Raw genomic sequence first — 25,791 nt, 5'->3', positions numbered from 1 at the left:
ACGGGCAGGCCACGCCCGTTCCCCGACGAACGCCTGCCGAGCGGGATGTCCATGCCGCAAGCCTAGATGCGGGACGGGTCAACGGTCAGCCAACCCACTGGAACCGGCCACGGCCGCAGAGGACGCGAATACGCTTCGGCGGTGACCGCGAGGCGTGCCCGACACGAGCGGGTCTCGGCCCTTCTCGACTCACTGGGTGACGGCGAGCTCGCCTCCCTGGTGGATGCCGGACGAATGGTCGGCGTGGGGGTGGGCGGCGGCTCCGTGGTCGCCGACGCCGACGGTGCGACGGTGTTCGTCAAGCGGGTTCCGTTGACCGATCGGGAGTTGTCCCGCCCGCGCGGCACGGCGAACCTGTTCGGCCTACCGCTGTTCTGCCAGTACGGGATCGGCAGCCCGGGGTTCACCGCGTGGCGGGAGCTGGCGGCGAACGTGATCGCCTCCCGCGGCGTGCTGACGGGTGAGACGGTGTCGTTCCCGCTGCTGCACCACTGGCGGGTGTTGCCCGGACGTCCGCCGATCGCGGAGGAGTTCGCCGACCTCGACGCGACGGTGGGCGCGCTCGGCGGCCATCCCGCCGTGCGCGACCGTCTCGAGGCGTTGGCCGGCGCGACCGCCAGCCTCGTGCTGTTCTGGGAGTACATTCCGTATCCGCTGGATGGTTGGCTGCACGAAGACCCGGTGGGGAGGGCCAGCACGGTCGAGCGGCAGTTGACGGAGATCGTGGCGTTCCTGCGTCGCCGGAGCCTGCTGCACATGGACGGGCACTTCGGCAACATGCGCACCGACGGAGAGCGGATCTACCTCACCGACTTCGGACTGGCCACGTCGCCGCGATTCGACCTGTCGGACGCTGAGCGAGACTTCGCTCAGCGGCACGTCGGCCATGACGCGGGCTATGCCGCCATGCGCTTGGTCAACTGGCTGGTGACCACGGCGTGCGGGGTGGCGACCGAGCCGGCTGTCCGTAACGAGTACGTACGCCGGTGCGCGGCTGAGGGTGTTCCGAACAGTGTGCCGCCCACCGTCGCCGCGATCATCGCCAGGCACGCGCCGGCCGCGGCGCGGATGAACGCGTTCTACTGGAAACTGTTCGGCGGAGACGTGTTCGCCGAGTACGATGTGGACTGACGGCCGCGGCGGACAGCGAAACGGTCCACGGTGAGGGTGCCGGCGTCGACGCGGACGCCGAAGCCGTAGCGGTACCTCGCGCGGACGGCCGGGTCGTCGAGGCGTGCCCACTGGCCGACGTCGATGGTGAACAGGTACTGCCACCGGCCGCCGGCGGCGACCGCGTAGGCCGTCAGCTCGTCGCGGTGCAGGACGCACGCGAGCCGGGCGTTCGGGCCGGGATAGCTGATCTTGCCGTCGAGTTGGCTGATGCGGCGGCCCGTCAACCTGCCGTCGGTCACGACGTCCCAGCCGGTGCGCTGACGGCGGTGGTTGTACCAGACCATCAAGTAGTTCCGCTCGTCCTCGATCAGGCCGGTGAACAACGTGTCCTGGTTCGGGGCTCCGGCGTAGGAGCGTTGGGTGACGACGATCGCCACCGGTGAGTCCTCGACGGGCCGGTTCGAGCGCAGCAGCGCGAAGGCCGGCGCTCCGGCGGCGGTCACGGTGAGCGCGCCGCCTGCGGCCCGCACGGTACCGGCATCGCCTTCCGGATTCGGTGCCAGCACGGTGAAGTCGGCAAGATCGTCGTCGAACTCGTGCTCCAGTACCGGTTTCGGGAAGTTCTGGAGCGTCGGGTGTGGCGGCAGGACGTCGACGTCGCGCAGGTGTGCGTCGAGCGCGGCCCGGAGCCGGCGGGTGGTGCCGGGCAGGCGGTCGGTCAGATCCGTTGACTCGCCGGGGTCCGTATGCAGGTCGTACAGTTCGGACCGGCCGTCGTGCAGGTAGCGCAGGAGTTTGTACCGGCCGCTGCGGACGGACGCGCTGGGGCGGCCGGGGTTGTGCCAGTGCGGGTACACCCAGAACAGCGAGCGCCGTCGTGGTGCCGCGCCGCCGGCGAGCAGGCCGGCGAAGCTGACGCCGTCGAGGTGCTGCCCCGGCGGTCGGCGGACGCCGACGGTGTCGAGCAGGGTGGGCAGGAAGTCGACGGTGCTGAACGGGGTCTGGACGGTCCGGCCGCCGCGTCCCCTCGGGTGGTAGGCGATCATCGGTACCCGGACGCCGCCCTCGTACAGGGTCGCCTTGCTGCCGCGCAGGGGATCGCTGGTCGCGACCGCGTTGTCGCCGCCGTTGTCGGACAGCAACAGGATGACGGTGTCGTCGGCGATGTCGAGCCGGCGCAGGGTGTCCCGGACCGCGCGGACGCCGTTGTCGATGACCTCCAGCATGGCGGCGAGGACGGGGTTCCGGCCCGGTTGCCCGGCGCCGGGCTTGGCCACGTACTTGTCGATCAGTGGTTGCGGCGCGGCGAGCGCGGTGTGGGTGGCGTAGTGCGACAGGTAGAGGAAGAACGGTGTCCGGTCCCGGTGGGCGCGGGTGATGAAGTCCGTGGCCTCCAGGTTGAGCCGGTCGGTGAGGTACTCGTTCTCCATCCGGGCGGGCAGGCCCGGGAGCATGAAGTACGGGTGGAAGTAGTCGCCGTTGGCGATGTACTTCTGCTCCGACGCGATGACCTCGGTGAAACCGTGCGACCACGGGTTTCCCGGACGTTCGCGCGGCGGTCCGGTGTAGGTCTCGCTGAGGTGCCACTTGCCGATCAGGCCGGTGCGGTAGCCGGCGTCGCGGAGCGTCTCGGGCAGGACCCGATGGCTGGTGGGCAGGAAGTCGTCGCCGGTGGACTCGAGGTACTCGGTGATGCCCACGCGCGCCGGGTACTGGCCGGTCATGATGCTCGCCCTGGTCGGGGAGCAGACCGGGGCGGCGGCGTAGCCGGTGTCGAACCGGATGCCGTCAGCGGCGAGGCGGTCCATGTTCGGGGTCTCGTTGAACGTGTTGCCGTAACAGCCGAGTTCCCGGCGGGCGAGGTCGTCGATGAGGATGACGATGACGTTGGTCCTTGGCCTCGGCTCGGCCGTCGCGGTGCCGGCCATGGTTCCGAGCCCGACGGTCGCGAGTCCGCCGCGGAGGACGGTACGCCGACCCAAACTACCTGACGTCATGCCGACGACCTCCGGTGTCCATAGCCGACTTCGTCACCCGCGAAACGACGCTATGGTCCCAGTTCTTCTCCGTCAATCGGCCATCTGTGTCACTCGAAAAGCGAACAAAACCGGTGGCAGCAAACAGAAGCACTCAGCTGGGTGGGTGTGGAACGGGATCACACGGACGTTCTGGCGCGGTCCTCGGCCGCGGCCTTCAGTCCGGCGGCCTCCAGCCCGACGTAGCGCCGGGACCGGCGGCCGAGCAGGAGCCGGATCAGGGGCGCGAGCGCACCGCGCTGCGTCAGCCCGAGCGTGAGGCGGGAGCGGGCTCCCCCGTCGAGTGCCTCGACCTCGTGGGTGCCGGCCGTGCGCACGCCGGCGGCCTCCGCCGTCCAGGTGAACGCGCGACCCGGCTCGAAGGCCGTCACCGTCCACACCATCGGTCGCAGGCCGGGCTGGACGATCCGCGCCCGCGCGCCGAGCCGCAGGTCGCCGTCGAGCAGGTCGACCGTGTCCATCGACTCGGTCCACGCCGGCCAGGTGGACGGCTGCGTCAGGATCGTCCAGAGCGTCGCGGGTGGGGCGTCGACATCGACCACGACGGTCACACCGGTCATCGTTTCCTCCTCGGCCTGAGTTGTACCATATGGTACATGTCGAGTGCGCGGGAACGTCTGCTGGGAGAGGTCATCGGGTACTTCGCCCGGCACGGGGTGAGCGACCACAGCCTGCGCGGGCTGGCGGCGGCCGTGGGCACCAGCCACCGCATGCTCATCTACCACTTCGGCACGCGGGAGGGCCTGCTCGCCGAGGTCGTCCGGGTCGTGGAGGGCCACCAGCGGGACACCTTCGCCGCCCTCACCGCCACCGAGGACGCCGATCCGCGGACGGCGGCCCGGCGGTTCTGGTCGCTGGTGGTGGGACCGGCGCTGCGTTACGGGCCGTTGTTCTTCGAACTGTCCGCGCACGCGATGCAGGGCCAGCCGCACGCGACGCCGCTGCGCACGAGCCTGGTCGAGCCGTGGCTGGAGCCACTGACCGACCTGCTGACCCGGGCCGGGCAGGATCGCGACACGGCGGCGACGCACGCCAGGTTGGGGCTCGCCGTCGCGCGCGGGCTGCTGCACGACCTGCTCCTGACCGGCGACCGCGAGGCCGCCGACGCCGCGATGGACGCCTGGATCGACCTCGTCCTCACACCGGCGCCTCGGTCGCCAGCTCGGTGAGGGTGGTGCGGCAGACCTTTCCGGTCGGGCCGAGCGGGAGGGCGTCCAGGACCAGGAGGCGTTCGGGGAGTTTGGCCGGCTCCAGGTCGTGACGGAGGCGGAGGTAGGTGGTCAGATCGGTCAGCGTCGGGTGCGGCCGGCCGGGACGGGGCACCACGCAGGCACACAGCCGCTCCCCCAGTTCGAGGTCGGGGACGGCCACGCAGGTGGCCTCCTGGACGGCCGGGTGGTCCGCAAGGACAAGCTCGACCTCGGCGGGGCTGATGGTCCGGCCGCCGCGGATGACGGTCGGGCGCAGGCGACCGGTGACGTGCAGGACGCCTCGCTCGTCGAGGATGCCCTGGTCGCCGGTGCGGACCCAGCCGTCGGGGGTGCGGTGCCGGGTGTTCAGGGCGGGGTCCGCCACGTAGGACAGGGGGGTCATCGGGCCGAGGGCGCGGATCTCCCCAGGAGTGCCGGGTGGGAGCGGGGTGCCGTCGGCGTCGGTGACGACGATCGTCGCCACGGCCGGGTCGGGGCGGGCGGTGGTGGCGTCGTGGCAGTTGACGCCGTCGGTGGAGCCGTAGACGGAGATCACCGGGACACCGAAGGCGGCGGCGCAGCGGCGGCGGGTGGCGGGCGGCAGGGCGGCGCCGCTGGCGACCAGGGCACGCAGGCCGGGTGGGCGGGCGGTGGTCCGGGCGGCCAGGCGGTCGAGCATGGTCGGCACGCCGAAGACGTGGGTCGGCCGGTGTTCGTGGATCAGGCGGAGGGCGTCGGCGGGGTCGAAGCGGGGTTGGGTGATCAGCGTCGCGCCGAGCGCCGCGACGGTCACGGGCACACCGCACGAGCCGAACGACGACGACAGGGGTACCAGCACGAGGTTGCGCATCGGCGTGTCGTCGTGGTGCAGGGCGCGGACGTAGGCGGCGCGGCCGCCGGCGAAGGCGTTGTGCGAGTAGGCGACCATCTTCGGCTCGGTCTCGGAGCCGGAGGAGACCAGGATCCTGGCCGGGGAGTCGGGGTCGATCGTCGGACGGGGGCGGGCGCCGGAGGGGTGGTGGGGGGTGAGGGTGATGGTTCGCGGGTGGGCGCCGGGGTCGCCGACGAGGGCGGTGGCGCGGGAGCGGCGCAGGAGGCTGCGGGCGTCGCGGGAGCCGTGACCCGGCGGGAAGGGCATGGAGACGGCACCGAGCGCGGCGGCGGCGAGTTCGGCGACGGCGCCGAGCCGGCCGTTGCGGACGCGGATGCCGATGATGTCGCGGGGGCCGAGGTTCGCGCCCGCCATGGTCTCGGCGGCGGCGATGACGAGGCGGTCGAGTTCGGCGTAGGTGACCGTGCCGGTCTCGTCGATGACGGCGGCGCGGTCGGGGTGGGTGTCGGCGTGCTCGGTGAACAGGCGGTACAGGTCCTTGTCGGGGTACCGGCCGGCGGCGGCCCACTCGCGACGCAGCCGGGCGGGGACGAGGTCGGGGATCTCGACGCCGGCGGTGGAGGTCCAGGGACGGGTCACGAGAACTCCCACGGGGGCCGGTGGTGGGCGGCGGCGAAGCGCGGATCGGTGGCGAGGATGCCGAGATCGGTGGTCACGGCGACGGCCGGCACACCGGCTTCGGCGAGGCGGGCCAGGACGTCGTCGGTCGACTCGGCGGCGGATGGCGAGTGTTCGCCGATGTGGTAGAACGCCACACAGTGGCCGACGACTGCTTCCGTGGACTCGCGGCAACTCGCCGTGGTGCCGCCGAGTGCCGGTCCGGTGGCGGCGCGAGGAATCGCCACGTACCCGTCGGCGGTCCTGAGTGGACGACGGAAGTCCCTTCGCCGTCCGGAGATCGCGCCGGTGGCGGACAGGAGCGAGCTGTCCACTCTGGTGCCGGTTCGGCGGGTGAGGCCGGTGAGCACGCCGAGCGCGCAGACCAGGCCGCCCAGTACGTCGGTGATGGTCATCAGGGACGGTGCCGGTGGCTCGCCCGGTGGCCGTACGGCGGCGGCCAGTCCGCTGTGCGCCTGAACCACGTAGTCGGTACCCAGTGGCGGGTCCTCCCCCATCGCCGAGCCCCAGCCGGAGGCGGCCGCGTACACCAGGCCGGGGCGCACGGCGGCGAGGTCGGTGGCGTCCAGGCGCCACGACTCCGCGCGGCCGGGTGCCCAGTTGTGCACGAACACGTCGGCGTTCGCGACCAGCTCGCGGGCCGCCGCTCGGCCGCCGGTGGTGGCGAGGTCGAGTTCCACGACTGCCTTGCCCGCGTTCAGGGCGGCGAAGCGTGCGGTCCCCCGGGCCGGGTCGCCGCCTGGTGGTTCGATCCGCAGCACGTCCGCGCCGAGCATCCGAAGCACGTGGCCGGCGAGTGGTCCCTGCACGCGTCGGGTGGCCTCGACGACCCGTAGTCCACGCAGCGGCGCCGATACGTCCGGGGACACGCAGCGGGCGGACGAGCCGGGCAGGGGTCGCAGTGCCCACAGTGGACCCGCGGGTACGTTCGCCATCGGTACGACGCTGACACCGCCGGCCCGACCCGCGGCGACGGCGGCCGCGAACGGTTGCCGGGAGAGCGTGTCGTGCAGGGCGGCGGGCAGGGGGCAGACCGCGGTGGCGAACCGCCGGACGAACGGGTCCCAGCCGCGGCGCAACGCCGGCTCGGGGGCGCCCACGTGGCGCCAGAACCGTTGCCAGTCCTCGGCTCGGAGGGTTTCCAGCTCGAACCGGACGCCGTCGGCGGACACGAACGGCGGGGGGTCGCCGTCGATCTCGGGAGGCTGCTCCGACACGACGTACTGGCCGACGGACAGCAGGGCGGCCTGGGCCACCGACGTGCGGACCGCCCGCGCTCCGCCGAACACCGCGGCGAGCACGCCCTGTGCGGCGAGCACGCCGGCCACCGCGGTGGCGTAGTCGACGGCGAGCGGCACGGGCTCTCCGCGCGCCCGGCCGTGTACGTGCATGATCCCGCAGGCCGCCTGCACCAGGTACTCGTCGACCAGGGGCGACTCGACCGGGCCGGCCCAGTCGACGGTCAGGTCGATGCCGGATCCGAGCCCGCGCAGGTGCTCGCGGGCGAGAGCGGCGGCCGGATGGACGGTGCGCAGTGCGGTGGTCATGCCGGACGCCGGCCCCGCACGGTGTAGAAGACGCAGGAGCAGGCGCGGAACGCCGGATCCGCCATGACGGCGCGCACGCGGGTCAGGTCGTCGTCGGTGAACCCGAACGCGAGGAACTTGTCGCGCAGGTGGTGGGTGTGGTGCACCAGCAGGTGCAGGCCCGGGGAGTTCCGGTCCCAGGTCCACACGTGCGGGCTTGCCTCGACCGCCTCGAGCCCGGCCGCGGTCATGGCGGCGCCGGCCGACCGGCCCCAGGTGCCGAGTGCGCCGGCGGCTTCCATCAGCTCGGCCTTGGCGGTCAGGAAACGTTCGTACAGCGGGAGGTCCGGGCCGGCGAGGGCGGGGCCGTAGGAGATGTCGAACTCGTCGAGTTGCAGCCAACCGCCCGGTTTCAGCGCGCGGACGAGCCGGTCCAGGACGGCGAGGCGGTCGGGCAGGTGCAGGAGCACGAGCCGGGCGTGGATCAGGTCGAACTCGGCCTCGGGCAGGGGGTCGCGCGTGACGTCGTGGCGGGCGACGGTCAGGCCGGGGGCGGCGCGGACGTGCCGGGGGTTGAGGTCGGTGGCCAGCACGGCGCCGGTCGGCGCGACCCGGTCGGCGAGCCAGTGCGCGACGCTGCCGCCGCCCGCGCCGACCTCCAGGCAGCGCCAGCCGGGGCCGACGCCGGTGGCGGCGAGCGCGGCGGTGGTGGGCGGGTCGTAGGCGGCGGCGAGGCAGCGGTGCTGCTCGTCGCTGTGCGTGCTGTCGTTGTCGAAGACGTAGCGGTGCCCGGCGAGCGAGGTCAACGGTTCTCCCGGTCAGGTCCAGCGGCCGGAGCCGGCGGGGGTGGCGTCGGCGGCGAGCGCGGTGAGCAGGTCGTGGCGGCGGACCTTGCCGGTTCCGGTGCGCGGCAGTTGGTCCCAGGTGCGCACCACCGGGTCGGCCAGCGGGGGGAGGTCCGCGACGGCCCTGGTCCAGGCGCGCTGGTCGAGGGTGCCGTCGGCGGTGACGACCACCGGCACCGGCGGGCGCCCGGACACGCCGAGCAGCACGCACTCGACGACCGCGTCGAGCCGGTCCTCGATGGTGTCCTCGGCGGCGAGGCAGCTCATGCCGGGGGCCAGGTCGACCTCGCGGTCGAGCAGCCGCACCCGCCCGGTCCGGCCGCGCACGGCAAGGTCGCCGGTGTTCCACCAGCCGCCGTCGGACTTGGCGGCGAAGCGCTCGTCCTCGCCGAGGTAGCCGAGGCAGCGAGCGGGGGTGCGGACCTGGACCAGACCCGGTTCGCCACGACCGACCGGGGTCAGGGTGGCGGGGTCGACCACACGCAGCCGGGTGCGTAGCGGGATCGGTCGGCCGAGGTCGCGTGGGGCGGTGACGCGCCTGTCGAGGAACCGGAACGTGATCGGCCCGGTCTCGCTCTGGCCCCAGCCCTGCATCCACAGTGGACGCCGGCGGGCGGATGCGTCGAGGTAGGCGCGGACGACCGGCGGGTGGATGGCGTCGTAGGTGCTCATGAACAGCCGGACCGCGCGGAACGCGTTGTCCAGGCGGGTGGTCAGCGGGCGGAGCCGCACGTAGGTCGCGGGCAGCGCCTCGACGACGGTCGGCGGGTGGTTGCGCAGCACGGGGTCGGCGAGGTCGGGGTCGTCCCGGGTCAGGACGACGATCCGGCTGGGGGCCAGGGCCAGGGCGCTCGCGGTCCAGCAGAACGTGCGGCCGTGGGAGTAGGCGCTGGCGTTGGCCAGGGTGTCGGTGCCGCGCACGCCGATGACCGGGATCCGGCGTGCCTCCAGCTGGGCGAGCGCGCCGATGATGGTGGCCGTGGAGTGCACCACGAGCTTGGGCAGGCCGGTGGTGCCCGAGGTGTGCATGACCACCAGGGGGTCGTCGTCGCGGGGTCGGACCGGGGGCGGGGTGCCGTGGCCGAGGAGGTCGGGGACGCTCAGTGCGCTGGGGTCGGTGCCGTTCAGGTCGACCGTGGTGCGGGCGAGCGTGGTCAGGTCGACGCCGGCGTCCCGGCCGGCGGTCAGCACGCCCGCGGTGGTGACGAGCACCGCCGGGCCGACCCGGCGCAGCAGCACGGCGAGCGACTCCGGCGGTAGGTGGCCGGACAGCTTCGCGGGCACCGCGCCGATCCGCACGGCGGCGCAGGCGAGCAGGTCGTAGTCCCAGTGGTTGTCCTTGACGATGGCCACCCGGTCGCCGCGCCGGACGCCGGCCGCGGCCAGCCAGCCGGCGGTGGTCCACACCAGCCGGGCCAGGCCGGGCAGGTCGTGGTCCACGCCGGACTCGGGGGCGATGTCGAACGGCCGGTCCAGGTGGATCGTCGTCGCCTGGTCGCGGTCGGCGCACTCGTCGAACAGCACGCCCATGTCGTGGAGTCTCACACCGGCTCCCTGGTTCGGGTCGTGGCGCGCAGGTGCGCGAGCGCGCGGGACGCGGCGCGGGCGGCCGAACGGACCGCGCCCTCGCTGCTCGGCCGCAGGTACTCCCAGTCCCCGGCGTAGTCGACGGGTCCCGGCGGCCGGGCGGCGAACCCGGCGCGCAGCCGGAGCGCGGCCGGGGTGGCCTCGGGCAGGCCATGCCGGAACCGGTGCACGACGGTGGCGGTGACGGCGGTGTCCAGTCCTGGCACGTGCCGGGCGGCCGGGGTGAGCAGGGTGGCGGCGGCCTCGTGGTCGGGCACGTCGAGCAGCGCGGGGATCGCCGTGGGCGTGGTCATCAGGGTCAGCAGGCCCCGGCCGGCGGGGGCGCGCCAGGGGTGCTTGACGTGGTCGACGATGATCCCGGCCAGCACGGGTTCCTCGGTGCGTGGGGTGAGCAGCGTGTAGAGCGGACGCGGGGACGGTGGCGCCAGCGGGCGGTTCAGCAGGCAGGACACCTTGAGCGTGGGGGTGAACGTGCACGCGTCGAGGAACTCGCGCACCGGCTCGGCGGGGTCGCGGTGCAGCCGGGCGGCGACCGGTGCCGGCACGCACAGCAGCGCGACCCGGGCGGTGACCGGACCGCGGTCGGTGGTCAGCACGGCGATGTCGCCCGCGGTGTCCACTTCGGACACAACGGTGGCGGTGGCGACGTCCAGGTCGTCGGCGAGGCGGCGGGCGAGGGTGTCCATGCCGTCCCGGTAGGTGCGCCAGGTCGACGGCGGGCCGACGGCGAGGAGCAGGCTCACGAACGGCGCCGCGGCGGAACGTTCGGGGTGCCAGCCGAAGAAGCTGCCGACGACCGGCTGGAACAGGTAGTCGTGCAGGTCCGGGTGGTAGCGGCGGGCCAGCTCGGCGACGGTCGCGGTGCCCAGCGGTGTCCGCTCTGGGCGGTCCGGGTCGAACCGGTGCCGGTGCCGGGCGGCCGAGGCCAGGAATCGGGCCAGGTCGAGCCGGGCCGCCGGGGAGAGGCCGGCTCCGGTCAGCAGGGCGCGCGGGTCGGACACGCCAGGGTGGGCGGCGCCGTCCCGCCACATGGCGAGCGGGGCGCCGATGCGGGGCACCTCGTCGTCGGTGAGTCCGGTGCGCCGCACCAGCTCCCAGGTGGCACGGTAGCCGTACGCCGGGAGCTGCTCGGCGCCCTCGTCCATGGTGTAGCCGGCGCGCCGGTGGCTGGCCATCCGGCCGCCGACCCGGTCGCGGGCCTCGAACACCCGCACCGCCAGGCCCGCCCTGGTGAGTTCGTGCGCGGCGGTGAGCCCGGCGATCCCGGCGCCGACGACCGCGACGTCCAGGTCCGTACTCACGAGGTGTGGACGAGGTTGGCGGCGATCAGGAGTACGGCGCCGAGGCGGTGGGCGGTGAAGCCGATCGAGCGGGCGAGCAGGATGTCGCCGCGCGGGCCGAACCCGATGCCGAGCTGGCGGACGCGCAGGACCGTGACCGGGAGCATCAGCAGCACGAACCACCACGGCGCGATCCCGGTCAGCGACGCGACGGCGCCGAGCAGGAACTCCCCCACCGACAGCGCCACCACGAACCGCCGGTTGCCGCGTGGTGTGGTCAGCGCGGCCACCGTCGGCCGGCCGACGGCGCGGTCGCCCTCGATGTCGTTGGTGTTGGAGTAGACGCCGAACAGCAGCGGGCCCAGCCCGAACAGCAGGGCCTGTACCAGCACGAAGCCGTCGAACCGACCGGTGACCAGCCCGTACGGCGCGAGCACCATCGCCCAGCCGAGGCCGGCGATGAAGGCCTCCTGGAACCCGTGGTAGCTGATCTTGAGGCCGTAGGAGTACTGGATGGCGAGCACGAACATCGCCACCGTCACCCAGATTGCCCACTGTGGAGCGAAGGGCGCGGTGAGCACCGCCGCGGCGAGGATCGCGGCGCCGATCACGCCCGTGACCCAGCCGAACCGCACGACCTCGCGCTCGGTCAGGTTGCCGGCCACCAGGGGTTTGCGCCTGGCGCGGCGCAGGGTCGGGTTGGCGGTGTAGTTCGCGGTGTCGCTGCCGTCGCGGTAGCCGGTGAGGTCGTCGAAGGCGACCATCGAGGCGGTCATGAACACCGAGCCGACGCCGAACACCGCGAGCGTCACGAGCACCGCCGGGTCGAAGTCGGCCAGCGGCAGCAGGACCGCGGACAGCACGACGAGCAGGCTCAGGTAGTAGTCGTACACGTCCAGTTTGGCCAGCCGGGCGTAGCTGACCAGCTTCGGCTCGGCGGACGTCCGGGTGGCGGGAGCCGCGAGGTCGGTCATCGCGTGGCCTCCGGGAACGCGATCAGCGCGGCGAACGAGTGGTCGCCGCCGTACTCCACCGTCCGCTCGTCGACGACCTCGGCGCCGGGCAGCAGCCGGAGGTAGTGCTCGAGCGGGCGGAGCCGGGACCAGCGGCTGACCGGGATGTGCGCGTGGTCGTACTCGACCAGCGTGAGGTACCGGGTGGACGCGGCGACGCGCCGGCAGCTCTCGGCGAGCTGGTCCTCGTCGAGCACGTGCATGAGCACCCACACGCACACCGCGGCGTCGAACCGCTCCCCCGGCGGCGGCAACCGGTCCAGCCTGGCCTGTGCGAAGTCCACGGTGGACAGGTGGCGGCAGGCCGTCCTGGCCCGGTCGAGCATCGCCGGGGTCATGTCGATCGCGTGCACCCGGTCGCTGTGCTGGGCGAGGGTCGGGGTGAGCCGGCCGATGCCGCACCCGATCTCCAGGGTGCGCCGGGGGCGGTGACCGAGCCGGTCGGCGACGAGGCCGAGCTGGGTACCGACCACGGTGCGGGTCAGCTCGGTCACGCCGGCGTCGAGGGAGTCCGGCTGGGAGGCGCGCATCACCGGGCGCAGGCCGGGGCGGCTGGCCCGCCGCACCCACTCCACGGCGACGTCCTCGTCGGTGACGGTGTCGGGCCCGCCGGTCATGGTGCTCACGGATGGGGGTCCTTCCGGTCGGCGAACGCGCACACGGCGTCGGCGATGTGCTCCACCTGGGCGTCGCTCAGGTGCGGGTAGACGGGCAGGGCGAGGATGGTGGCGCTGGCGGCGACCGCGTTCGGCCAGGCGGCGTACGGCGGCGCGTACCGGGCGAACGCGGGCTGGGCCGGCAGCGGCGCCGGGTAGTACACGTGGGTGCCGACGCCCCGCGCGGCCAGGTACTCGGCGAGCGCGTCACGGCGTTCGGCACGCAGGCAGTAGACGTAGTGGCAGCGGCCGTCGGCGAGCGGGGGCGGTGGGCGGACGCCCCGGTCGGCCAGGGGCGTGAACCGGGCGTCGTAGTAGGCGGCGATCTGGGCGCGGCGTTCGAGACGTGCGGCGAGACCGGGCAGGCGGTGCAGCTGGAACGCGGCCTGTAGCTCGTCGAACCGGCTGTTGTGGCCGACCAGGTGGTGCACGAACCGGCGGTGGCCGTCCTGGCCGTGGTTGCGCAGCATCCGCACGGTGGTGGCGAGGTCGGCGTCGCGGGTGACGACGGCGCCGCCCTCGCCCGGCATGCCGAACGACTTCACCTGGACGAAGGAGAACACGCCGGCGTCGCCCCAGGTCCCGGCTGGCCGGCCGGCGAGGACCGCGCCCTGGGCGACCGCCGAGTCCTCGACCAGGCGCAGCCCGTGCCGGGCGGCGAGCGCCTCGAACGCGGGCATGTCGGCCATGATCGAGAACTGGTGTGCCGGCAGGACGGCCTTCGTGCGCGGGGTGATCGCGGCCTCGGCGAGCGCGGGGTCGAGCGTCATCGTGTCCGGGTGGACGTCGGCGAACACCGGGGTGGCGCCGGCGTTGACGACGGTCGCGGCGATCGGCGCGCAGCCGAACGCGGGGACCACGACCTCGTCGCCCGGTCCGACGCCGAGCGCGGCGAGGACCAGGGTCAGCGCGGACGTGCCGCTGCCGCAGGCGACCACCTCGGCGCCGTCCACGGTGTCGCGGAGGGCGTTCTCGAACCGGGCGGTGTGCTGGCCGAGGATGAACCGCTGTTCGGTGCCGGTGCCGAGGGTGTGCACGATGTCCAGCAGGGCCGCGCGGTCGTGTTCGAACAGGTCGGGCGGGAAGAACGGCAGCGTCGCCGTCACGACGCGGCGCCCGTGTAGAAGCGGGTGATCTCGGCGCACACCCGGTCGACGCGGGCTGGGTCGAGGTCGGGGTAGAGCGGCAGCGCGATCGTGTGCCGGCAGGCCGCCTCGGCGTGCGGGAAGTCGCCGGGGCGGTGGCCGAGGCCGGCGAAGCAGGGCTGCAGGTGCAGCGGGACCGGGTAGTAGACCTCGGTACCGATGCCGGCGGCGGTGAGCGCGGCGGCGAGCCGGTCGCGGTCGTCGACCTCGATCACGTAGACGTAGCAGACGTTCCGGTCACCCGGTCCGGTGCCGGCCGGGCCGGGGAGCCGGCGGATGCCCGGCACCCCGAACAGGCGCTCGGTGTAGGCGTCGGCGAGCACGGCGCGTCTGGTGATGTCGGGCTCCAGCACGGTCAGCTTGGCGGCCAGGATCGCGGCCTGGATGTCGTCCATCTTGCTGTTGATCCCGGCCAACGCGCTGCCGGTGCGGATCATCGGGAAGTCGTCCATGGTCGGGCCGGGGCGGCCGTGGTGGCGCAGCGCGGCGACCCTGGCGGCGACGTCCGGGTCGTCGGTGAGCACCGCGCCCGCGTCGCCGATCGCGCCGAGGGTCTTGCTGGGGAAGAACGAGAGCACCCCGCCGGTGCCGTGCAGGCCGGCGTGCCGACCGTCCTGCCACATGCCGATGGCCTCCGCGCTGTCCTCGACCAGGGTGAGCCCGTGGCTGTCGGCGAGCGCCGCGAAGGACGCCATCGGGGCCATCCGGTCGAACAGGTGCACCGGCATGACCGCCCTGGTGTCGCGCGTGATCGCGCGTTCCGCCGACTCGGGGCACAGCTGGTAGGTGTCCGGGTCGATGTCGGCGAACTCGGGCCGGCCGCCGGCGTGCACCACCGAGGTCGCGGTGGCCACGAACGTGAACGCGGGCACCACCACACCGTCGCCCTGGCCGAGGCCGCAGGCGCGGAGCAGCAGGATCAGCGCGTCGGTGCCGCTGTTCACGCCGACGACGTGCGCGGCGCCGGTGTAGTCGGACAGCAGCCGTTCGAGCGCGGCGACCTGCGCGCCGTGCGAGAACTTCCCGTTGTCGGCCACCCGGTGCACGCCGGACTCGACCAGCGGCCACAGCTGGGCGAACGTCGCCGCCTGGGTGAAGAACGGGATCGCCGGCGAACCGTCGATATCGAGGTTTTTCCTGTGCGGCAGAGATATTACGGACATCGGCCCCTCGTCCGTCGCGGATCGACTCGGTCTCAAACTAACCGCGCGACACGACCCGGCGGGAGGTGACGGAACGGGAATCATCCGGTCGCGCGGACCTCGTGACACGATCGGCGCGCGGTTGCGACACAGCGCTACGGATCGGCCGCAGTTGCACCACTGTGGACAGTCCAGTTGGGTGCGTCCCGGTGCTACGGTCGGTCATGTCCTGTCGGCACACAGGTGTTCCCCACCTCGAACGAAGGATGTCGATGCCGCACACGTTGGTCGTCGGGCTGGGCCGATCGGGCGGCGACTTGCACGTCCCGGTGCTCGGCCGGCTGCGCCACGCGCATCCCGAGTTGTTTCCCGCTCATCCGATCGTTGGGTTCGACCCCCGGCCCGGGTTGACTCTCGGTGACGGCATCACCGTCGACTCCCTGGACCACGCGGCCGTGCTCCTTCCGCCCGCCGACACCGTCGCGCACGTCTGCACTCCGCCGGACGTCCGCGTACACGTGCTCGACCGGCTGGCCCGCCTCGGCTTCCGGCGAGTGGTCGTGGAGAAGCCGCTCGTCGAGGACCTCGCGTCGCTGGCCGAGGTGGAACACCTGCGTGCCTGGCACGGGCTGGACATCGTGGTCGTCACCCACTGGCTCGCCGCGACCCTGACCCGTCGGCTCGACGCGCTGGTGCGTTCCGGCGACGCCGGGCCGCTCGAGCTGATCACCGTGCACCAGGAGAAGCCGAGATTCACTCGCTCGGCGCACAGCCGGTCGCACACCGACGCGTTCGTCGTCGAGATTCCGCACGCGCTGGCCGTGGCGCTGACCCTGGCCGGGCCGGCCGAGCTGACCGCGGCCGGCTGGACCGACGCGGCCACCGGTCCGCTCGCCGGCGCGTGGCTGACCATGCGGCACGCCGGCGGGGTGCGCACGACCATCCGGTCCGACCTGACCTCGCCGGTGCGCCGCAGAAAGATCACGCTGCGCCTGCGCGACGCGGTGGCGGTCGGCCACTACCCGGTGTCCGCCGACGACCACCACGCTCAGCTGCGGGTGGGCGCCACCCGCCGCGAGGTGTTCGAGGACGAGGCGCTCGGCGCGTTCCTGCTCGCCGCGTACCGGTACTTCGCGGGTGTGGAACCGGCGCCACCCGGTTCGTTCGCCGTGCACGCCGACGTGGTCCGGCTGCTGGCCGAGGCACGGCGGGTGGCGGACCACCACGAGGACGCCTGTGCCGGCTGAGTACTGGCCGCCCGGCGGGCTGGCCGGGATCGGCGACGAGGCGGCCCCGGACCTGGCCGGGCAGCTCCGCGCGATCGGCGCGCTCGGCTGGCCGGGCGTGGAGCTGCGCACGGTCGACGGGCGGGCGCTCGCTGACCTGGACCGGTCGGCACGCGACCAGCTGGTGCTCGCGGTCGCCCGCGCCGGGCTGCGAGTGCCCTGCCTGGACTCGCGGATCGGGTCCTGGTCCGGGTCGGTCGCCGAACCGTTCGACCGCGACCTGGCCGAGCTGGCCACCCTCGCCGAGCTGTGTGCCGACCTGGACACCTCGTACGTGCGGATCATGTCCTACCCGAACGCCGGGCTGCCCGAACGGGACTGGCGGGCGACGGTGCTCGACCGGGTGCGCCGGCTCACCGAGGTGGCGGAGCGTGCCGGGATCACCCTGCTGCACGAGAACTGCGCCGGCTGGGCGGGCACCAGCGCCGAGCGGGCGATCGAGCTGCTGGACGCGGTCGGCAGCCCGGCGCTGCGGCTGCTGTTCGACGTCGGCAACGGGATCGCGCACGGCTACGACGCCGCCGGGCTGCTCGCCGACCTGGTGCCGTTCGTCGCGCACGTGCACGTCAAGGACGCCGTCGGCGGCGGGGAGGACACCGCGTACACGCTGCCGGGCGACGGCCAGGCCGGGGTCGTGGACTGTCTGAAGCGTTTGCGCGCCAACGGATACGCCGGCGCGCTGTCGATCGAGCCGCACCTCGCGACCCGTCCGCACGAGGGCCGGTGGGCGGACGCGGGCGGCGCGGCGGCGTTCGTCGCAGCGGGACGCCGCCTGGCCGAGCTGGTCCGCGGTACCGAATGACCGCACTCTCCACGGCGGACCACGAGCTGCTGCTGCGCCTGCTCCGGATCCCCACCGAGAACCCGCTGGAGTCCGAGCGCGCGGACAACGACCTTCCCGGCGCCCAGCGGCTGTACGCGGCCGCGGCGGCCGAGGCCGGGTTCCGCACGGTCCTCCACGCCGCCCCCGATCCGGCGGTGCTCGACCGGGACGACGTGCCGCTGGTCGTGCGGGAGCGGGCCGCCGAGCCGGGGTTCCTCGCCGCGCAGCCGAGCCTGGTGCTGCGCCTCGGGCCGCCCGGCCTGCCCACGGTGATGTTCAACGTGCACCTGGACACCGTCGCCGGACAGGAGCCGGTCGGGTTCGACGGTGCCCGGTTCACCGGGCGGGGCGCCATCGACGCCAAGGGCCCGGCCGTCGCCCTGCTCGCCGGGGTGCGGGCCGCCCGGCCGGTGCTCGACTCGGTCGGGGTGCTGGTGCAGGCGGTGGCCGGCGAGGAGGGCGGCGCGATGGGCACCTACGGCACGCGGCCACTCGTCGAGGCCGGGTTCACCGGGCGGCTCAACGTGTTCTGCGAGCCGACCGGGCTGCGTTACGCCACCAGGTCGACGGCCGCGATGACCGCGTGCGTCGAGGCCGACGGGACGGGCAGCATCGACGACCGGCCGGACGCCGGGCACAACGCGACGGTGCTGCTCGGGTTCCTGGCCCAGCACCTGGCCGCCGAGCTGGACGGCGCCGAGCCGGGCGGCCGGGTGTGCGTCGCCGGGCTGCACACCGGGGACGCGCACAACCGGGTGTACGGGTCGGGGCGGCTGCTGTTCAACCTGTCCTACCCGACCCGCGACGCCGGCCGGCGGCTGGAACGGCGCGTCACCGAGGCCGTGTGGTCCGGGGTGGCCGAGTTCCGCCGGCGGTTCGCCGGCACGCGGGAGCTGCGTCGCACCGCCGAGGACGCCGCCCGGGTCGTGTCGTTGCGCTGGGCCAAGCGCGGGCTGCCCGCCCTGGACTGCCGGGACACCTGGGCCACCGCGCTGCTCGACGACGCCGGGGTCGCCCCGTGGCCCGCCGGCGAGCCGGCGTTCACCTGCGACGCCATCTGGCTGGCCGGCGTGCCGGACGCCGCGACCGTCGTACTCGGCCCCGGGTGCCTGGCCGACAACAACGCCCACGCCGGCGGCGAGTTCGCCGAACTGACCCAACTGGACACGTTCGCCGGCACCGTGACCCGCGTGCTCACCGAGTTCGCGGCGCGGTGCCGGCCGGAGGAGGACCATGTCCCTGACGCTTCATGACACCCGCGTCCGCGTGCCGTACGAGGAGCTGCGTTCGTTCACCGCGGAGGTGTTCCGCGAGCGCGGCGTGCCGGCGGAGCGCGCCGCGACGGCCGCCGACGCGCTGCTGTACGGCGACCTGCACGGGCTCGGCTCACACGGGCTGGCCAATCTGTGCCGGCTGTACCTGCCGCTGCTCGACTCCGGCCGCTGCGACCCGGCCGCCGAGCCGCTCGCGGTCCGCGACACCGGGCCCGCGGTGCTGCTCGACGCGCGGCAGGCGCTGGGCCTGTGGGCGGCCACCGAGGCGGTGCACGTGGCGGCGGACCGGGCGCACGCGCACGGGATCGGCCTGGTCTCGGTCCGTGGCGGCACGCACTTCGGCTGCGCCGGGCACCACGCGGGGGTGGCGGCCGACCGGGGCATGATCGGCGTGGTGGCCAGCAACTGCGGCGACCAGCGGATCGCGCGGCCCCCCGGCGGCGCGGTCGCCATGCTCGGCACGAACCCGCTCAGCGTCGCCGCGCCCGCGCTGCCGGGCCGGCCGTTCGTGCTGGACATGAGCACGACGGTGGTGCCGACCGGCCGGGTGCGGGCCGCGGCCCGCGCGGGCGAGCCGGTGCCCGAGGGCTGGCTGGCCGGCGAGGACGGCGAGCCGGTCACCGATCCGGCGGCGTTCGACCGGGGCGAGGCGCACCTGCGGTGGCTCGGCGGCAGCCCGGAGACCGGCGCGTACAAGGGGTTCGGGCTCGCGGTCGCGGTCGAGCTGCTCGCCGCGGCGCTGCCCGGCGCCGCGCTCGGCCCCTCCCCCGCCGCGCTGACCGGCGACGGCCGCCCGCACGGTACCGACGACGACATCGGCTACCTGGTGCTCGCGATCGCGCCGGGAACCGTGCGGCCCGATGGCGGGTTCGCCGCCGACGCGTGGTCGCTGTTCGGGACGCTGCTGGACTGCCCGACGACGCCCGGGTCGGGGCCGGTGCGATACCCCGGCTGGTTGGAGGCCGAGCGCGCCGAGCGGCACCGGGAGACGGGGGTGCCGCTCGCGCCGGACGTGTACCGGGACCTGGTGGCGGCGGGGTTCTCCCGGTGACCCGGGTCGGCGTTGTCGGGCTCGGCGTGATCGGGCGGCTGTACCTGGACGCCGTGCGCGACCACCCCGGGCTGACGCTCGCGGCGGTCTGCGACGTCCGGGCGGAGCTGCTCGACGGGCCGGCGGCGCGGTTCACCGAGCACCGGCGGATGCTCGCCGAGGCCGGGCTGGACGCCGTGGTGGTCACGGTGCCGAACGACGCGCACCACGCGGTGTGCGCGGACGCACTGGCCGAACGGGTGGCGGTGTGCGTGGAGAAGCCGTTGGCCACGACGATGGCGGACGCGACCGACCTGGACCGGCGGGCGCGGGCGGCGGGGGTGCCGCTGTTCACCGCGTTCCACCGGCGCTACAACGACAACTTCCGCGCGCTGCTGTCCGCTGTGGACACGCGGCCGACGCACGTGGCGGTGCGGTACCTGGAACGGATCGAGGAGCACGTCGGGGTGGACGCCTGGTACCTGGATCCTCGGCGGTGCGGCGGCGGGTGCGTCGCCGACAACGGGCCGAACGCCTTCGACCTGGTCCGCCGGGTGCTCGGGGACGTCGAGGTCACCGACGTGTCGGTCGTCCGCGAGGCGGGGGTCGACCGGCGGGCGACGGTCGACCTGCGCGCCGGGGACGGAGCGACGGCACGGGTGGAGCTGGACTGGTCGTACCCCGGCGAGGTGAAGGACGTGGTGGTGGAGCTGGCCGACGGCACTCGGCGGCACGCGGACCTGCTGGCCGGGCACCCGGGGTTCAAGGAGTCGTTGCGGCACGAGTACCGGGGTGTGGTGGCGGAGTTCGCCGGGCTGGTCGAGGCCGGGCGGTCCGCGGCGGAGGACGGGTTGGCGGCGCTGGCGCTGGTCGAGTCCTGTTATCGGACGGAAGGCATGGTGGGTACGGCGTGAGGGAGAACGGCGAGAAGCGGGTGGTGCGCGGCGCGCTGGTGAAGGTGCTGCTGCACCGGCGGGACGAGCGTGGGATGACCCTGGAGCCGCACGCCAGCCGGTGCGTGCGGGCGGGTGAGGTGCACGAGCTGGTCACCACCGACCATGCCGAGACCGCGCCGGGGACGCGGATCGACCGGGTCGGGTTCCTCGGGTTCGCCGAGCTGCACAACGCCGGCGTGATCGACCGGGGCGACGAGCTGTGGATCGGCGACCGGCTGGTCGGCACCGTGCACGGATTCGACGCGTGCCACTTCCCGAACCACTACAACATCCTGGTCGCGGCCCCGGTGCCGGTGTCGGGCGCGGACCTGGAGCTGGCCCCGGAGCTGCCGGTGACGTTCCGGGCCGCGACCTGGAAAGGCGCACGGGGCGGCTCCCGACGGAACCGCCCCGGGCGCCGGCCGGCTCAGCCGAGCAGCGGCACGTCCAGCTTGCCGTAGTGGAAGGCGCGCACGGCGCCGAGCAGTTCCTCGACGGACAGCTCGCCGTCGTTGTCGGTGTCGATCTGCCGGAAGGCCTCGCGGGCCTGCGTCTCGCCGACGCCGACACCGTCGAGCCAGGCGCTGAACTCCTGCTGGTTGATCATGCCGTCGGCGTTCCGGTCGCACAGCCCGACCAGCGCCTGCATCACCGGGCGGAGCACGCGGTTGAAGCTCGCCTCGCCGTCGGTGAACATCAGCTTGTCGTTGACGCGGACGAAGTCGTCCTCGCTCACCGAACCGTTCGGTCCCACCCCGGCCTCGCGGGCGTGGAAGTCGAAGAGATTGCCGAAGGCGGCCCGAAGGTTCTTCGCCTGTTTGGACTGGGGCTGGGCGCCGAACGCGGCGCAGATGCGCTCGGCCTCCTGCTCGAAGTCCGTACGTTCCAGCGAACCGTTGCCGTTGGTGTCCCATTTGGCGAAACGCTGCCTGAGTCGGTCACTGGCCATCGACGTGGTCATGGCTTCGGGGATCCCTTCCGTTGAATTTGCCCTTGTTTCACAAATACTGGACGCGGCATCCGGAAATCCTGCCCCTGGTGTCCAGGAGGAGCCGGGGGGCCGTGGCCAGCAGAATGGGGTCGTAACCGGTGTGGTTCTGCAGGAGAATGCTCAGGTCGGCACGGGCGACGGCCGCGCGGAGGTCGGTTTCGCGGCGCAGCTCGACACCGTCCGCTCGTAGGCTCGGTACGTGCGGGTCGTGGTAGGCGACGTGCGCGCCGAGTTCGGCCAGGCCGGCCGCGATCGGCACGGCGGGCGACTCCCGGGTGTCCGGGACGTCGGCCTTGTAGGTCACGCCGAGCAGCAGCACCGACGCGCCGGCCGGGCCGCGGTCGCCGAGCAGTGCGGCGGCCCGGCGCACGACGTGTGCCGGCATCGCGTCGTTGACCGTGCGCGCGGCCTCGACGAGGGAGAACGTGAAGCCCTCCTCGACGGCCCGGCCGGTCAGGTACAGCGGGTCGACCGGGATGCAGTGGCCGCCGACGCCCGGGCCGGGCTCGAACCGGGCGAACCCGAACGGCTTGGTTCCCGCGCAGTGCAGCACGTCCCAGACGTCGATGCCGACCGCGTCGCAGTACCGGGCGAACTCGTTGACCAGGGCGATGTTCACGAACCGGTAGGTGTTCTCCAGCAGCTTGGCGAGCTCGGCCTCCCGGGTGCCCCTGGCGACCACGACGGTGTCCACCAGGCGGCTGTAGAAGGTGGCGCAGTACTTGGCGCACAGCGGTGTGTGCCCGCCGACCACCTTCGGCGTGTCGACCAGGCCGTACCGGGTGTTGCCCGGGTCGATCCGCTCCGGCGCGAAGGCCAGGTAGAAGTCCTCGCCGGCGCGGAGTCCGCTGTGCCGTTCCAGGATCGGCAGCACCACGTCGTCGGTGGTGCCGGGGAAGCTGGTGGACTCGACCACCACCAGGGCGCCGGGGCGCAGGTGCCGCCCGACGCTCGTGGTCGCGGCCCGCAACGGGTCCAGGTCCGGGGTCCGGTCCGGCGCGAGGCCGGTGGGCACGCAGATCACGACGGTGTCCGCGCCGGCGACGACGGCCGGGTCGGTGCCCGCGGTGAACCCGGCGTCGGCCATGGCCGCGACGTCGGCGGCGGAGATGCCGGAGACGTGCGAGCGGCGGGCGGTCAGCTCGGCGACGACGTGCGGGTCGACGTCGACGCCGGCGGTGCGCAGGCCGGCCCGGCACGCCTGCCGCACGAGCGGCATGCCGGCGTAACCGAGACCGACCACGACCAGGTCGCGGCCGGTCGTCACGCGTCGACCGAGAAGGATCCGGAGTCGGGGGGAACGTGCGAGCCGTACGCGGGGGGCACCACCAGGCTCGGGGTCGCGCAGAACGGGTCGGCGTGGATGCGCACCGGCTGGTCGGTCCGGTTGACGAGCACGTGTGCGCCAAGCGGAAGCACCTGGCAACCACTCGGGTTCTCGTACACGCTCAGCTCCTGAAATTCCGTGGAGAAAACCGTGACTTCTCCCTGGGCTTCGGCGGTGTCCGCGGAAGCCGGCGATCCAGCCACGACAAGAAATGTCGCCAGACCCGCAACGACGAATTTGCGCATGGTTCCTCTCCGATTGGTCGGGAACGTCCGCGTTCGAAGCTAGCAATGGTTTCCGGGCATGTCAGGGAGGGCAGAAGGAATTGCCCGTAAAGGGTGGACTGGGATTCGGTCCGGAGTGATCGTCCCGAGAACGCGACCACCCTGAGTCGTCGCGCGCACCATTGTTCCGCACCGTTCTTCACCGGGCGTGCGACGTCCGGTCGCGGAGGGTCACCCGGGTTCGCGCAGGGTGCGGATCGCCAGCCAACTCAGTACGGGCATGGCGATCAGCGGGGCGAGGGCGGTCCGCAGGGACGTGTGGTCGGCCAGCGTACCGACGAGCGGGCTGGCGAGGCCGCCGACGCTGACGGTCAGCCCGAGGGTGACGCCGCTCGCGGTGCCCACTCGGGTGGGCAGGTAGTCCTGGCCGAGCGTGATCTGCAGGGAGAACGGCACGTACAGGCCGGCGGAGGTCAGCGCGACGAACACGTACACGGCCGGGCCGGGCACGAACACGACTCCGGCGACCGCGCCGACGGTGAGCAGGTACGACCGGCGCACGACGGTGACCCGGTCCCACCGGTTCGCCAACCGGCCGCCCAGCACCGTGCCGACCGCCCCGCCGAGGTAGAGCAGGAACAGCGCGGCCCCGCCGGCCGCGACGCCGCCCCCGGTGCGTTCCTGGGCGTACAGCGAGACGAACGCGCTCAGGCCGACGAACACGATCGACCGGAACACCACCGCCGCCGACAGCCGCAGGAACGAGGCGATGTCGTCGGTCCCGGCCGCGTCCGCCCGGCCGGACCTCGCGGGGGCGCGCGAGCCGAGCGCGCGCAGGACGGGCAGGCACAGCACGCTGCCGACGATCGCCGGCAGGACGAGCAGCGGGGTGAACCGGAGCCCGCCGGCCGCCAGGGCCGCGGCCACCAGCACGGGCGCGAGCGCGAACCCGACGTTGCCGCCGAGGGAGAACCAACTCATCCCGGTGTGCCCGGGCCCGCTGACGAGCCGGGCGACCCGCGCCGACTCCGGGTGGTAGGCGGCCACCCCGAGCCCGGACACCGCGACGAAGGCCAATGTCAGCGCGTAGGAGCCCGTGACGCCGGACAGCGCGACGCCGACCCCGCCGAGGACCGTGCTCACCGGCAGCAGCCAGGGCATCGCCCACCGGTCGGTCAGCGCCCCGAACACCGGCTGCGCCACCGACGACAGCAGCGACGCGGCGAGCACGATGCCGGACGCGGCGGCGTAGCCGTAGTCGCGCTCGGCGACGAAGAACGGCACCAGCGCGGCCACCGCGCCCTGGTAGACGTCCACACAGGAGTGACCGACGGCCAGCAGGACGATCGGCTTGGTCCACGACACCGCACCATGCTCGCGGCCGGCGGCGTGTCGCACTTCCGATAATGTGCCAACCGATGACGGAGATCCGCCACACCCCGGTCGCCCCGACCCTGGCGCAAACGCTCGCCTCGGGCACCGGCATCGACGCGCACCACCACGACGAGCACCAGATCGTCTACGCCGCCCGAGGCGTGCTGGCGATCACCACCGACCGGGGGTCCTGGGTCGCGCCCGCCACCCGCGCGATCTGGGTGCCGGCCGGAACCGTGCACGCGCACCGCGCGCACGGCGAGCTCGAGTTGCACCTGGTCGGGCTGCCCGCGACCGAGAACCCGCTCGGCCTGACCGAGCCGAGCGTGCTGGCCGTCGGCCCGCTGCTGCGGGAGCTGATCCTCACCTACACCCGCACCCCGCACGCGCACACCCCGCAGCGGCGACGGCTGCGCGCGGTCCTGCTCGACCAGCTGCGCGCGTCCCCGCAGCAGCCGGTGCACCTGCCCACCCCGGCCGACCCGCGGCTGCGGGCGCTGTGCGCGATCCTGCGTGCCGACCCGGCCGACGACCGCACCCTGACCGCTCTCGGCACCGTGGTCGGCGCGAGCGCGCGCACGCTGGCCCGGCTGTTCCGGTCCGACCTCGGGATGACGTTCCCGCAGTGGCGCACCCAGCTACGGCTCTACCACGCGCTGACCCTGCTCGCCGACGGCACGCCGGTGACCACCGTGGCGCACGCCTGCGGCTGGTCGTCCACCAGCGCGTTCATCGACGTGTTCCGCCGCGCGTTCGGGCACACCCCAGGCACGCACCAGCGGGCGGCTCAGACGCTGCGCAGCACCGAGGCGACCACGCCGAGCACGACCGCCTCGTCGCCGTCGATCACGTCGTAGGCGGGGTTGCGCGGCTCGAGGAAGACGTGGCCGTTGCGGCGGCGGTACACCTTGACCGTCGCCTCGCCGTCGATCATCGCGGCGACGATCTGGCCGGAGTGGGCCTCGTGCTGCTGGCGCACCACCACGATGTCGCCGTCGCAGATCGCGGCGTCGACCATCGAGTCGCCGCGTACCCGGAGGCCGAAGACGGTGCCGCGGCCGGTGATCCCGCGCGGCAGGGTGAGCAGGTCGTCGACGTGCTCCTCGGCCGCGATCGGGACGCCGGCGGCGATGTCGCCGACCACCGGCACGGTCACCGAGTCGGCGGCCGGCTCCGGTGCGGCGGAGCGCAGGAACATCCGCACGTCGATCGGGCGGGACACACTCGTGCTGCGCCGGAGGAACCCCTTCTCCTCCAGGCTCGTCAGATGCCTCGACACCGAGGACGACGACCGCAGGCCGACCGCGTCGCCGATCTGCCGGGTGCTCGGCGAGTAGCCGTGCCGGACCACCCAGTCCCGGATCGCGGCCAGGATCCGCTGCTGCCGCGGCGGCAGGCTCGAGGCGTCCAGGTGGTCGAAGACATCAAGATCGTCGTACACCGCCGGAATGATAGAGGTCGGCGCTCCCGGCCGGCCGGACCGA

The 25,791-nt window shown here is 73.6% G+C and carries 25 protein-coding genes; 9 read left to right on the top strand and 16 right to left on the bottom strand.

What is annotated here, in order from left to right:
- The first annotated feature begins 141 nt into the window (after positions 1–141).
- Entirely contained in the window at positions 142–1,131 is a 990-nt protein-coding gene (locus JT362_RS20925) for a serine/threonine protein phosphatase (RefSeq protein ID WP_260193164.1), read from the top strand.
- Here JT362_RS20925 and JT362_RS20920 read toward each other — a convergent pair.
- Both JT362_RS20920 and JT362_RS20915 read right to left on the bottom strand, forming a co-directional pair.
- Complete coding sequence (locus JT362_RS20920; protein WP_260193163.1) at positions 1,080–3,110, bottom strand: sulfatase; 2,031 nt, start codon at positions 3,108–3,110, stop codon at positions 1,080–1,082. The two genes, JT362_RS20925 and JT362_RS20920, sit on opposite strands and share 52 nt — an antisense overlap.
- 158 nt (positions 3,111–3,268) lie before the next feature.
- Positions 3,269–3,709: an SRPBCC family protein gene (locus JT362_RS20915; protein WP_260193161.1), complete on the bottom strand. Its 441-nt coding sequence runs from the start codon at positions 3,707–3,709 to the stop codon at positions 3,269–3,271.
- Between the two features lie 36 nt (positions 3,710–3,745).
- Here JT362_RS20915 and JT362_RS20910 point away from each other — a divergent pair, with 36 nt between their 5' ends.
- The gene (locus JT362_RS20910) at positions 3,746–4,318 is read left to right on the top strand and encodes a TetR/AcrR family transcriptional regulator (RefSeq protein WP_260193160.1); all 573 of its coding nucleotides are present in this window, start codon (positions 3,746–3,748) and stop codon (positions 4,316–4,318) included.
- Here the strand turns inward: JT362_RS20910 and JT362_RS20905 are convergent.
- The 9 genes from JT362_RS20905 to JT362_RS20865 are packed head-to-tail and all read right to left on the bottom strand — an operon-like array spanning position 4,287 to position 15,064.
- Positions 4,287–5,810 (bottom strand): class I adenylate-forming enzyme family protein, encoded by a 1,524-nt coding sequence (locus tag JT362_RS20905; protein ID WP_260193159.1) that lies wholly within the window; start codon positions 5,808–5,810, stop codon positions 4,287–4,289. The two genes, JT362_RS20910 and JT362_RS20905, sit on opposite strands and share 32 nt — an antisense overlap.
- Positions 5,807–7,396 (bottom strand): CoA transferase, encoded by a 1,590-nt coding sequence (locus tag JT362_RS20900; protein WP_260193158.1) that lies wholly within the window; start codon positions 7,394–7,396, stop codon positions 5,807–5,809. The genes JT362_RS20905 and JT362_RS20900 overlap by 4 nt, the downstream gene beginning before the upstream one ends.
- Positions 7,393–8,181 carry a class I SAM-dependent methyltransferase gene (locus JT362_RS20895; protein ID WP_260193157.1) on the bottom strand — a complete coding sequence of 263 codons (789 nt, stop codon included), beginning with the start codon at positions 8,179–8,181 and terminating at the stop codon, positions 7,393–7,395. Before JT362_RS20895 ends, JT362_RS20900 begins: the two co-directional genes overlap by 4 nt.
- Positions 8,182–8,193: 12 nt before the next feature.
- Positions 8,194–9,750: a class I adenylate-forming enzyme family protein gene (locus tag JT362_RS20890; RefSeq protein ID WP_260193246.1), complete on the bottom strand. Its 1,557-nt coding sequence runs from the start codon at positions 9,748–9,750 to the stop codon at positions 8,194–8,196.
- An 11-nt stretch (positions 9,751–9,761) separates the two neighbouring features.
- Positions 9,762–11,108, bottom strand: a complete 1,347-nt coding sequence (locus tag JT362_RS20885; RefSeq protein WP_260193156.1) for a protoporphyrinogen/coproporphyrinogen oxidase — start codon at positions 11,106–11,108, stop codon at positions 9,762–9,764.
- The gene (locus tag JT362_RS20880) at positions 11,105–12,061 is read right to left on the bottom strand and encodes a UbiA family prenyltransferase (RefSeq protein WP_260193155.1); all 957 of its coding nucleotides are present in this window, start codon (positions 12,059–12,061) and stop codon (positions 11,105–11,107) included. Before JT362_RS20880 ends, JT362_RS20885 begins: the two co-directional genes overlap by 4 nt.
- Entirely contained in the window at positions 12,058–12,717 is a 660-nt protein-coding gene (locus tag JT362_RS20875) for a class I SAM-dependent methyltransferase (protein WP_260193245.1), read from the bottom strand. The genes JT362_RS20880 and JT362_RS20875 overlap by 4 nt, the downstream gene beginning before the upstream one ends.
- Before the next feature lie 5 nt (positions 12,718–12,722).
- The gene (locus JT362_RS20870) at positions 12,723–13,862 is read right to left on the bottom strand and encodes a DegT/DnrJ/EryC1/StrS family aminotransferase (RefSeq protein ID WP_260193154.1); all 1,140 of its coding nucleotides are present in this window, start codon (positions 13,860–13,862) and stop codon (positions 12,723–12,725) included.
- Positions 13,859–15,064 carry a DegT/DnrJ/EryC1/StrS family aminotransferase gene (locus JT362_RS20865; RefSeq protein ID WP_260193153.1) on the bottom strand — a complete coding sequence of 402 codons (1,206 nt, stop codon included), beginning with the start codon at positions 15,062–15,064 and terminating at the stop codon, positions 13,859–13,861. The genes JT362_RS20870 and JT362_RS20865 overlap by 4 nt, the downstream gene beginning before the upstream one ends.
- A 251-nt stretch (positions 15,065–15,315) precedes the next feature.
- Between JT362_RS20865 and JT362_RS20860 the strand changes: the two genes are divergently transcribed.
- The 6 genes from JT362_RS20860 to JT362_RS20835 are packed head-to-tail and all read left to right on the top strand — an operon-like array spanning position 15,316 to position 20,852.
- A complete protein-coding gene (locus JT362_RS20860) occupies positions 15,316–16,290 on the top strand; it encodes an oxidoreductase (protein ID WP_260193151.1) in 975 nt (324 codons plus the stop codon).
- Entirely contained in the window at positions 16,280–17,131 is an 852-nt protein-coding gene (locus JT362_RS20855) for a sugar phosphate isomerase/epimerase family protein (protein ID WP_260193150.1), read from the top strand. The genes JT362_RS20860 and JT362_RS20855 overlap by 11 nt, the downstream gene beginning before the upstream one ends.
- On the top strand, positions 17,128–18,405 hold the full coding sequence (locus JT362_RS20850; RefSeq protein ID WP_260193149.1) for a M20/M25/M40 family metallo-hydrolase: 1,278 nt from the start codon (positions 17,128–17,130) through the stop codon (positions 18,403–18,405). Before JT362_RS20855 ends, JT362_RS20850 begins: the two co-directional genes overlap by 4 nt.
- Entirely contained in the window at positions 18,386–19,477 is a 1,092-nt protein-coding gene (locus tag JT362_RS20845; RefSeq protein ID WP_260193147.1) for an Ldh family oxidoreductase, read from the top strand. The genes JT362_RS20850 and JT362_RS20845 overlap by 20 nt, the downstream gene beginning before the upstream one ends.
- The gene (locus JT362_RS20840; RefSeq protein WP_260193146.1) at positions 19,474–20,370 is read left to right on the top strand and encodes a Gfo/Idh/MocA family protein; all 897 of its coding nucleotides are present in this window, start codon (positions 19,474–19,476) and stop codon (positions 20,368–20,370) included. The genes JT362_RS20845 and JT362_RS20840 overlap by 4 nt, the downstream gene beginning before the upstream one ends.
- A complete protein-coding gene (locus JT362_RS20835; RefSeq protein ID WP_260193145.1) occupies positions 20,367–20,852 on the top strand; it encodes a DUF6917 domain-containing protein in 486 nt (161 codons plus the stop codon). Before JT362_RS20840 ends, JT362_RS20835 begins: the two co-directional genes overlap by 4 nt.
- On the opposite strand, the gene JT362_RS20830 is transcribed toward JT362_RS20835, so the two are convergent.
- The 4 genes from JT362_RS20830 to JT362_RS20815 all read right to left on the bottom strand — a co-directional run bounded on the left by JT362_RS20830 (position 20,819) and on the right by JT362_RS20815 (position 24,298).
- Positions 20,819–21,340 carry an EF-hand domain-containing protein gene (locus JT362_RS20830; RefSeq protein ID WP_260193144.1) on the bottom strand — a complete coding sequence of 174 codons (522 nt, stop codon included), beginning with the start codon at positions 21,338–21,340 and terminating at the stop codon, positions 20,819–20,821. The genes JT362_RS20835 and JT362_RS20830 overlap by 34 nt on opposite strands.
- 49 nt (positions 21,341–21,389) lie before the next feature.
- A complete protein-coding gene (locus JT362_RS20825) occupies positions 21,390–22,649 on the bottom strand; it encodes a nucleotide sugar dehydrogenase (protein WP_260193143.1) in 1,260 nt (419 codons plus the stop codon).
- Positions 22,646–22,954, bottom strand: coding sequence for a hypothetical protein (locus JT362_RS20820; RefSeq protein WP_260193142.1), 309 nt, complete (start codon positions 22,952–22,954; stop codon positions 22,646–22,648). The genes JT362_RS20825 and JT362_RS20820 overlap by 4 nt, the downstream gene beginning before the upstream one ends.
- A 210-nt stretch (positions 22,955–23,164) precedes the next feature.
- Entirely contained in the window at positions 23,165–24,298 is a 1,134-nt protein-coding gene (locus JT362_RS20815; protein WP_260193141.1) for an MFS transporter, read from the bottom strand.
- Positions 24,299–24,351: 53 nt separating this feature from the next.
- Between JT362_RS20815 and JT362_RS20810 the strand changes: the two genes are divergently transcribed.
- Positions 24,352–25,164, top strand: a complete 813-nt coding sequence (locus JT362_RS20810; protein WP_260193140.1) for an AraC family transcriptional regulator — start codon at positions 24,352–24,354, stop codon at positions 25,162–25,164.
- Here the strand turns inward: JT362_RS20810 and lexA are convergent.
- Positions 25,095–25,748, bottom strand: a complete 654-nt coding sequence (gene lexA / locus JT362_RS20805; RefSeq protein WP_260193139.1) for a transcriptional repressor LexA — start codon at positions 25,746–25,748, stop codon at positions 25,095–25,097. The two genes, JT362_RS20810 and lexA, sit on opposite strands and share 70 nt — an antisense overlap.
- Between the last annotated feature and the right edge of the window lie 43 nt (positions 25,749–25,791).

The sequence above is a fragment of the Actinophytocola gossypii genome (assembly GCF_025165815.1).
GTDB lineage: Bacteria > Actinomycetota > Actinomycetes > Mycobacteriales > Pseudonocardiaceae > Actinophytocola > Actinophytocola gossypii.
This window is presented reverse-complemented; position numbering and strand designations above follow the sequence as displayed.

What these genes read in the sequence shown, in the direction of transcription:
- JT362_RS20920 (WP_260193163.1), bottom strand. Translation starts at nt 3,110, where the DNA reads ATGACGTCAGGTAGTTTGGGTCGGCGTACCGTCCTCCGCGGCGGACTC.
- JT362_RS20820 (WP_260193142.1), bottom strand. Translation starts at nt 22,954, where the DNA reads ATGCGCAAATTCGTCGTTGCGGGTCTGGCGACATTTCTTGTCGTGGCT.
- JT362_RS20865 (WP_260193153.1), bottom strand. Translation starts at nt 15,064, where the DNA reads ATGTCCGTAATATCTCTGCCGCACAGGAAAAACCTCGATATCGACGGT.
- JT362_RS20880 (WP_260193155.1), bottom strand. Translation starts at nt 12,061, where the DNA reads ATGACCGACCTCGCGGCTCCCGCCACCCGGACGTCCGCCGAGCCGAAG.
- JT362_RS20860 (WP_260193151.1), top strand. Translation starts at nt 15,316, where the DNA reads ATGCCGCACACGTTGGTCGTCGGGCTGGGCCGATCGGGCGGCGACTTG.
- JT362_RS20850 (WP_260193149.1), top strand. Translation starts at nt 17,128, where the DNA reads ATGACCGCACTCTCCACGGCGGACCACGAGCTGCTGCTGCGCCTGCTC.
- JT362_RS20830 (WP_260193144.1), bottom strand. Translation starts at nt 21,340, where the DNA reads ATGGCCAGTGACCGACTCAGGCAGCGTTTCGCCAAATGGGACACCAAC.
- JT362_RS20810 (WP_260193140.1), top strand. Translation starts at nt 24,352, where the DNA reads ATGACGGAGATCCGCCACACCCCGGTCGCCCCGACCCTGGCGCAAACG.
- JT362_RS20910 (WP_260193160.1), top strand. Translation starts at nt 3,746, where the DNA reads ATGTCGAGTGCGCGGGAACGTCTGCTGGGAGAGGTCATCGGGTACTTC.
- JT362_RS20900 (WP_260193158.1), bottom strand. Translation starts at nt 7,396, where the DNA reads ATGACCACCGCACTGCGCACCGTCCATCCGGCCGCCGCTCTCGCCCGC.
- JT362_RS20890 (WP_260193246.1), bottom strand. Translation starts at nt 9,750, where the DNA reads ATGGGCGTGCTGTTCGACGAGTGCGCCGACCGCGACCAGGCGACGACG.
- JT362_RS20915 (WP_260193161.1), bottom strand. Translation starts at nt 3,709, where the DNA reads ATGACCGGTGTGACCGTCGTGGTCGATGTCGACGCCCCACCCGCGACG.
- JT362_RS20875 (WP_260193245.1), bottom strand. Translation starts at nt 12,717, where the DNA reads ATGACCGGCGGGCCCGACACCGTCACCGACGAGGACGTCGCCGTGGAG.
- JT362_RS20845 (WP_260193147.1), top strand. Translation starts at nt 18,386, where the DNA reads ATGTCCCTGACGCTTCATGACACCCGCGTCCGCGTGCCGTACGAGGAG.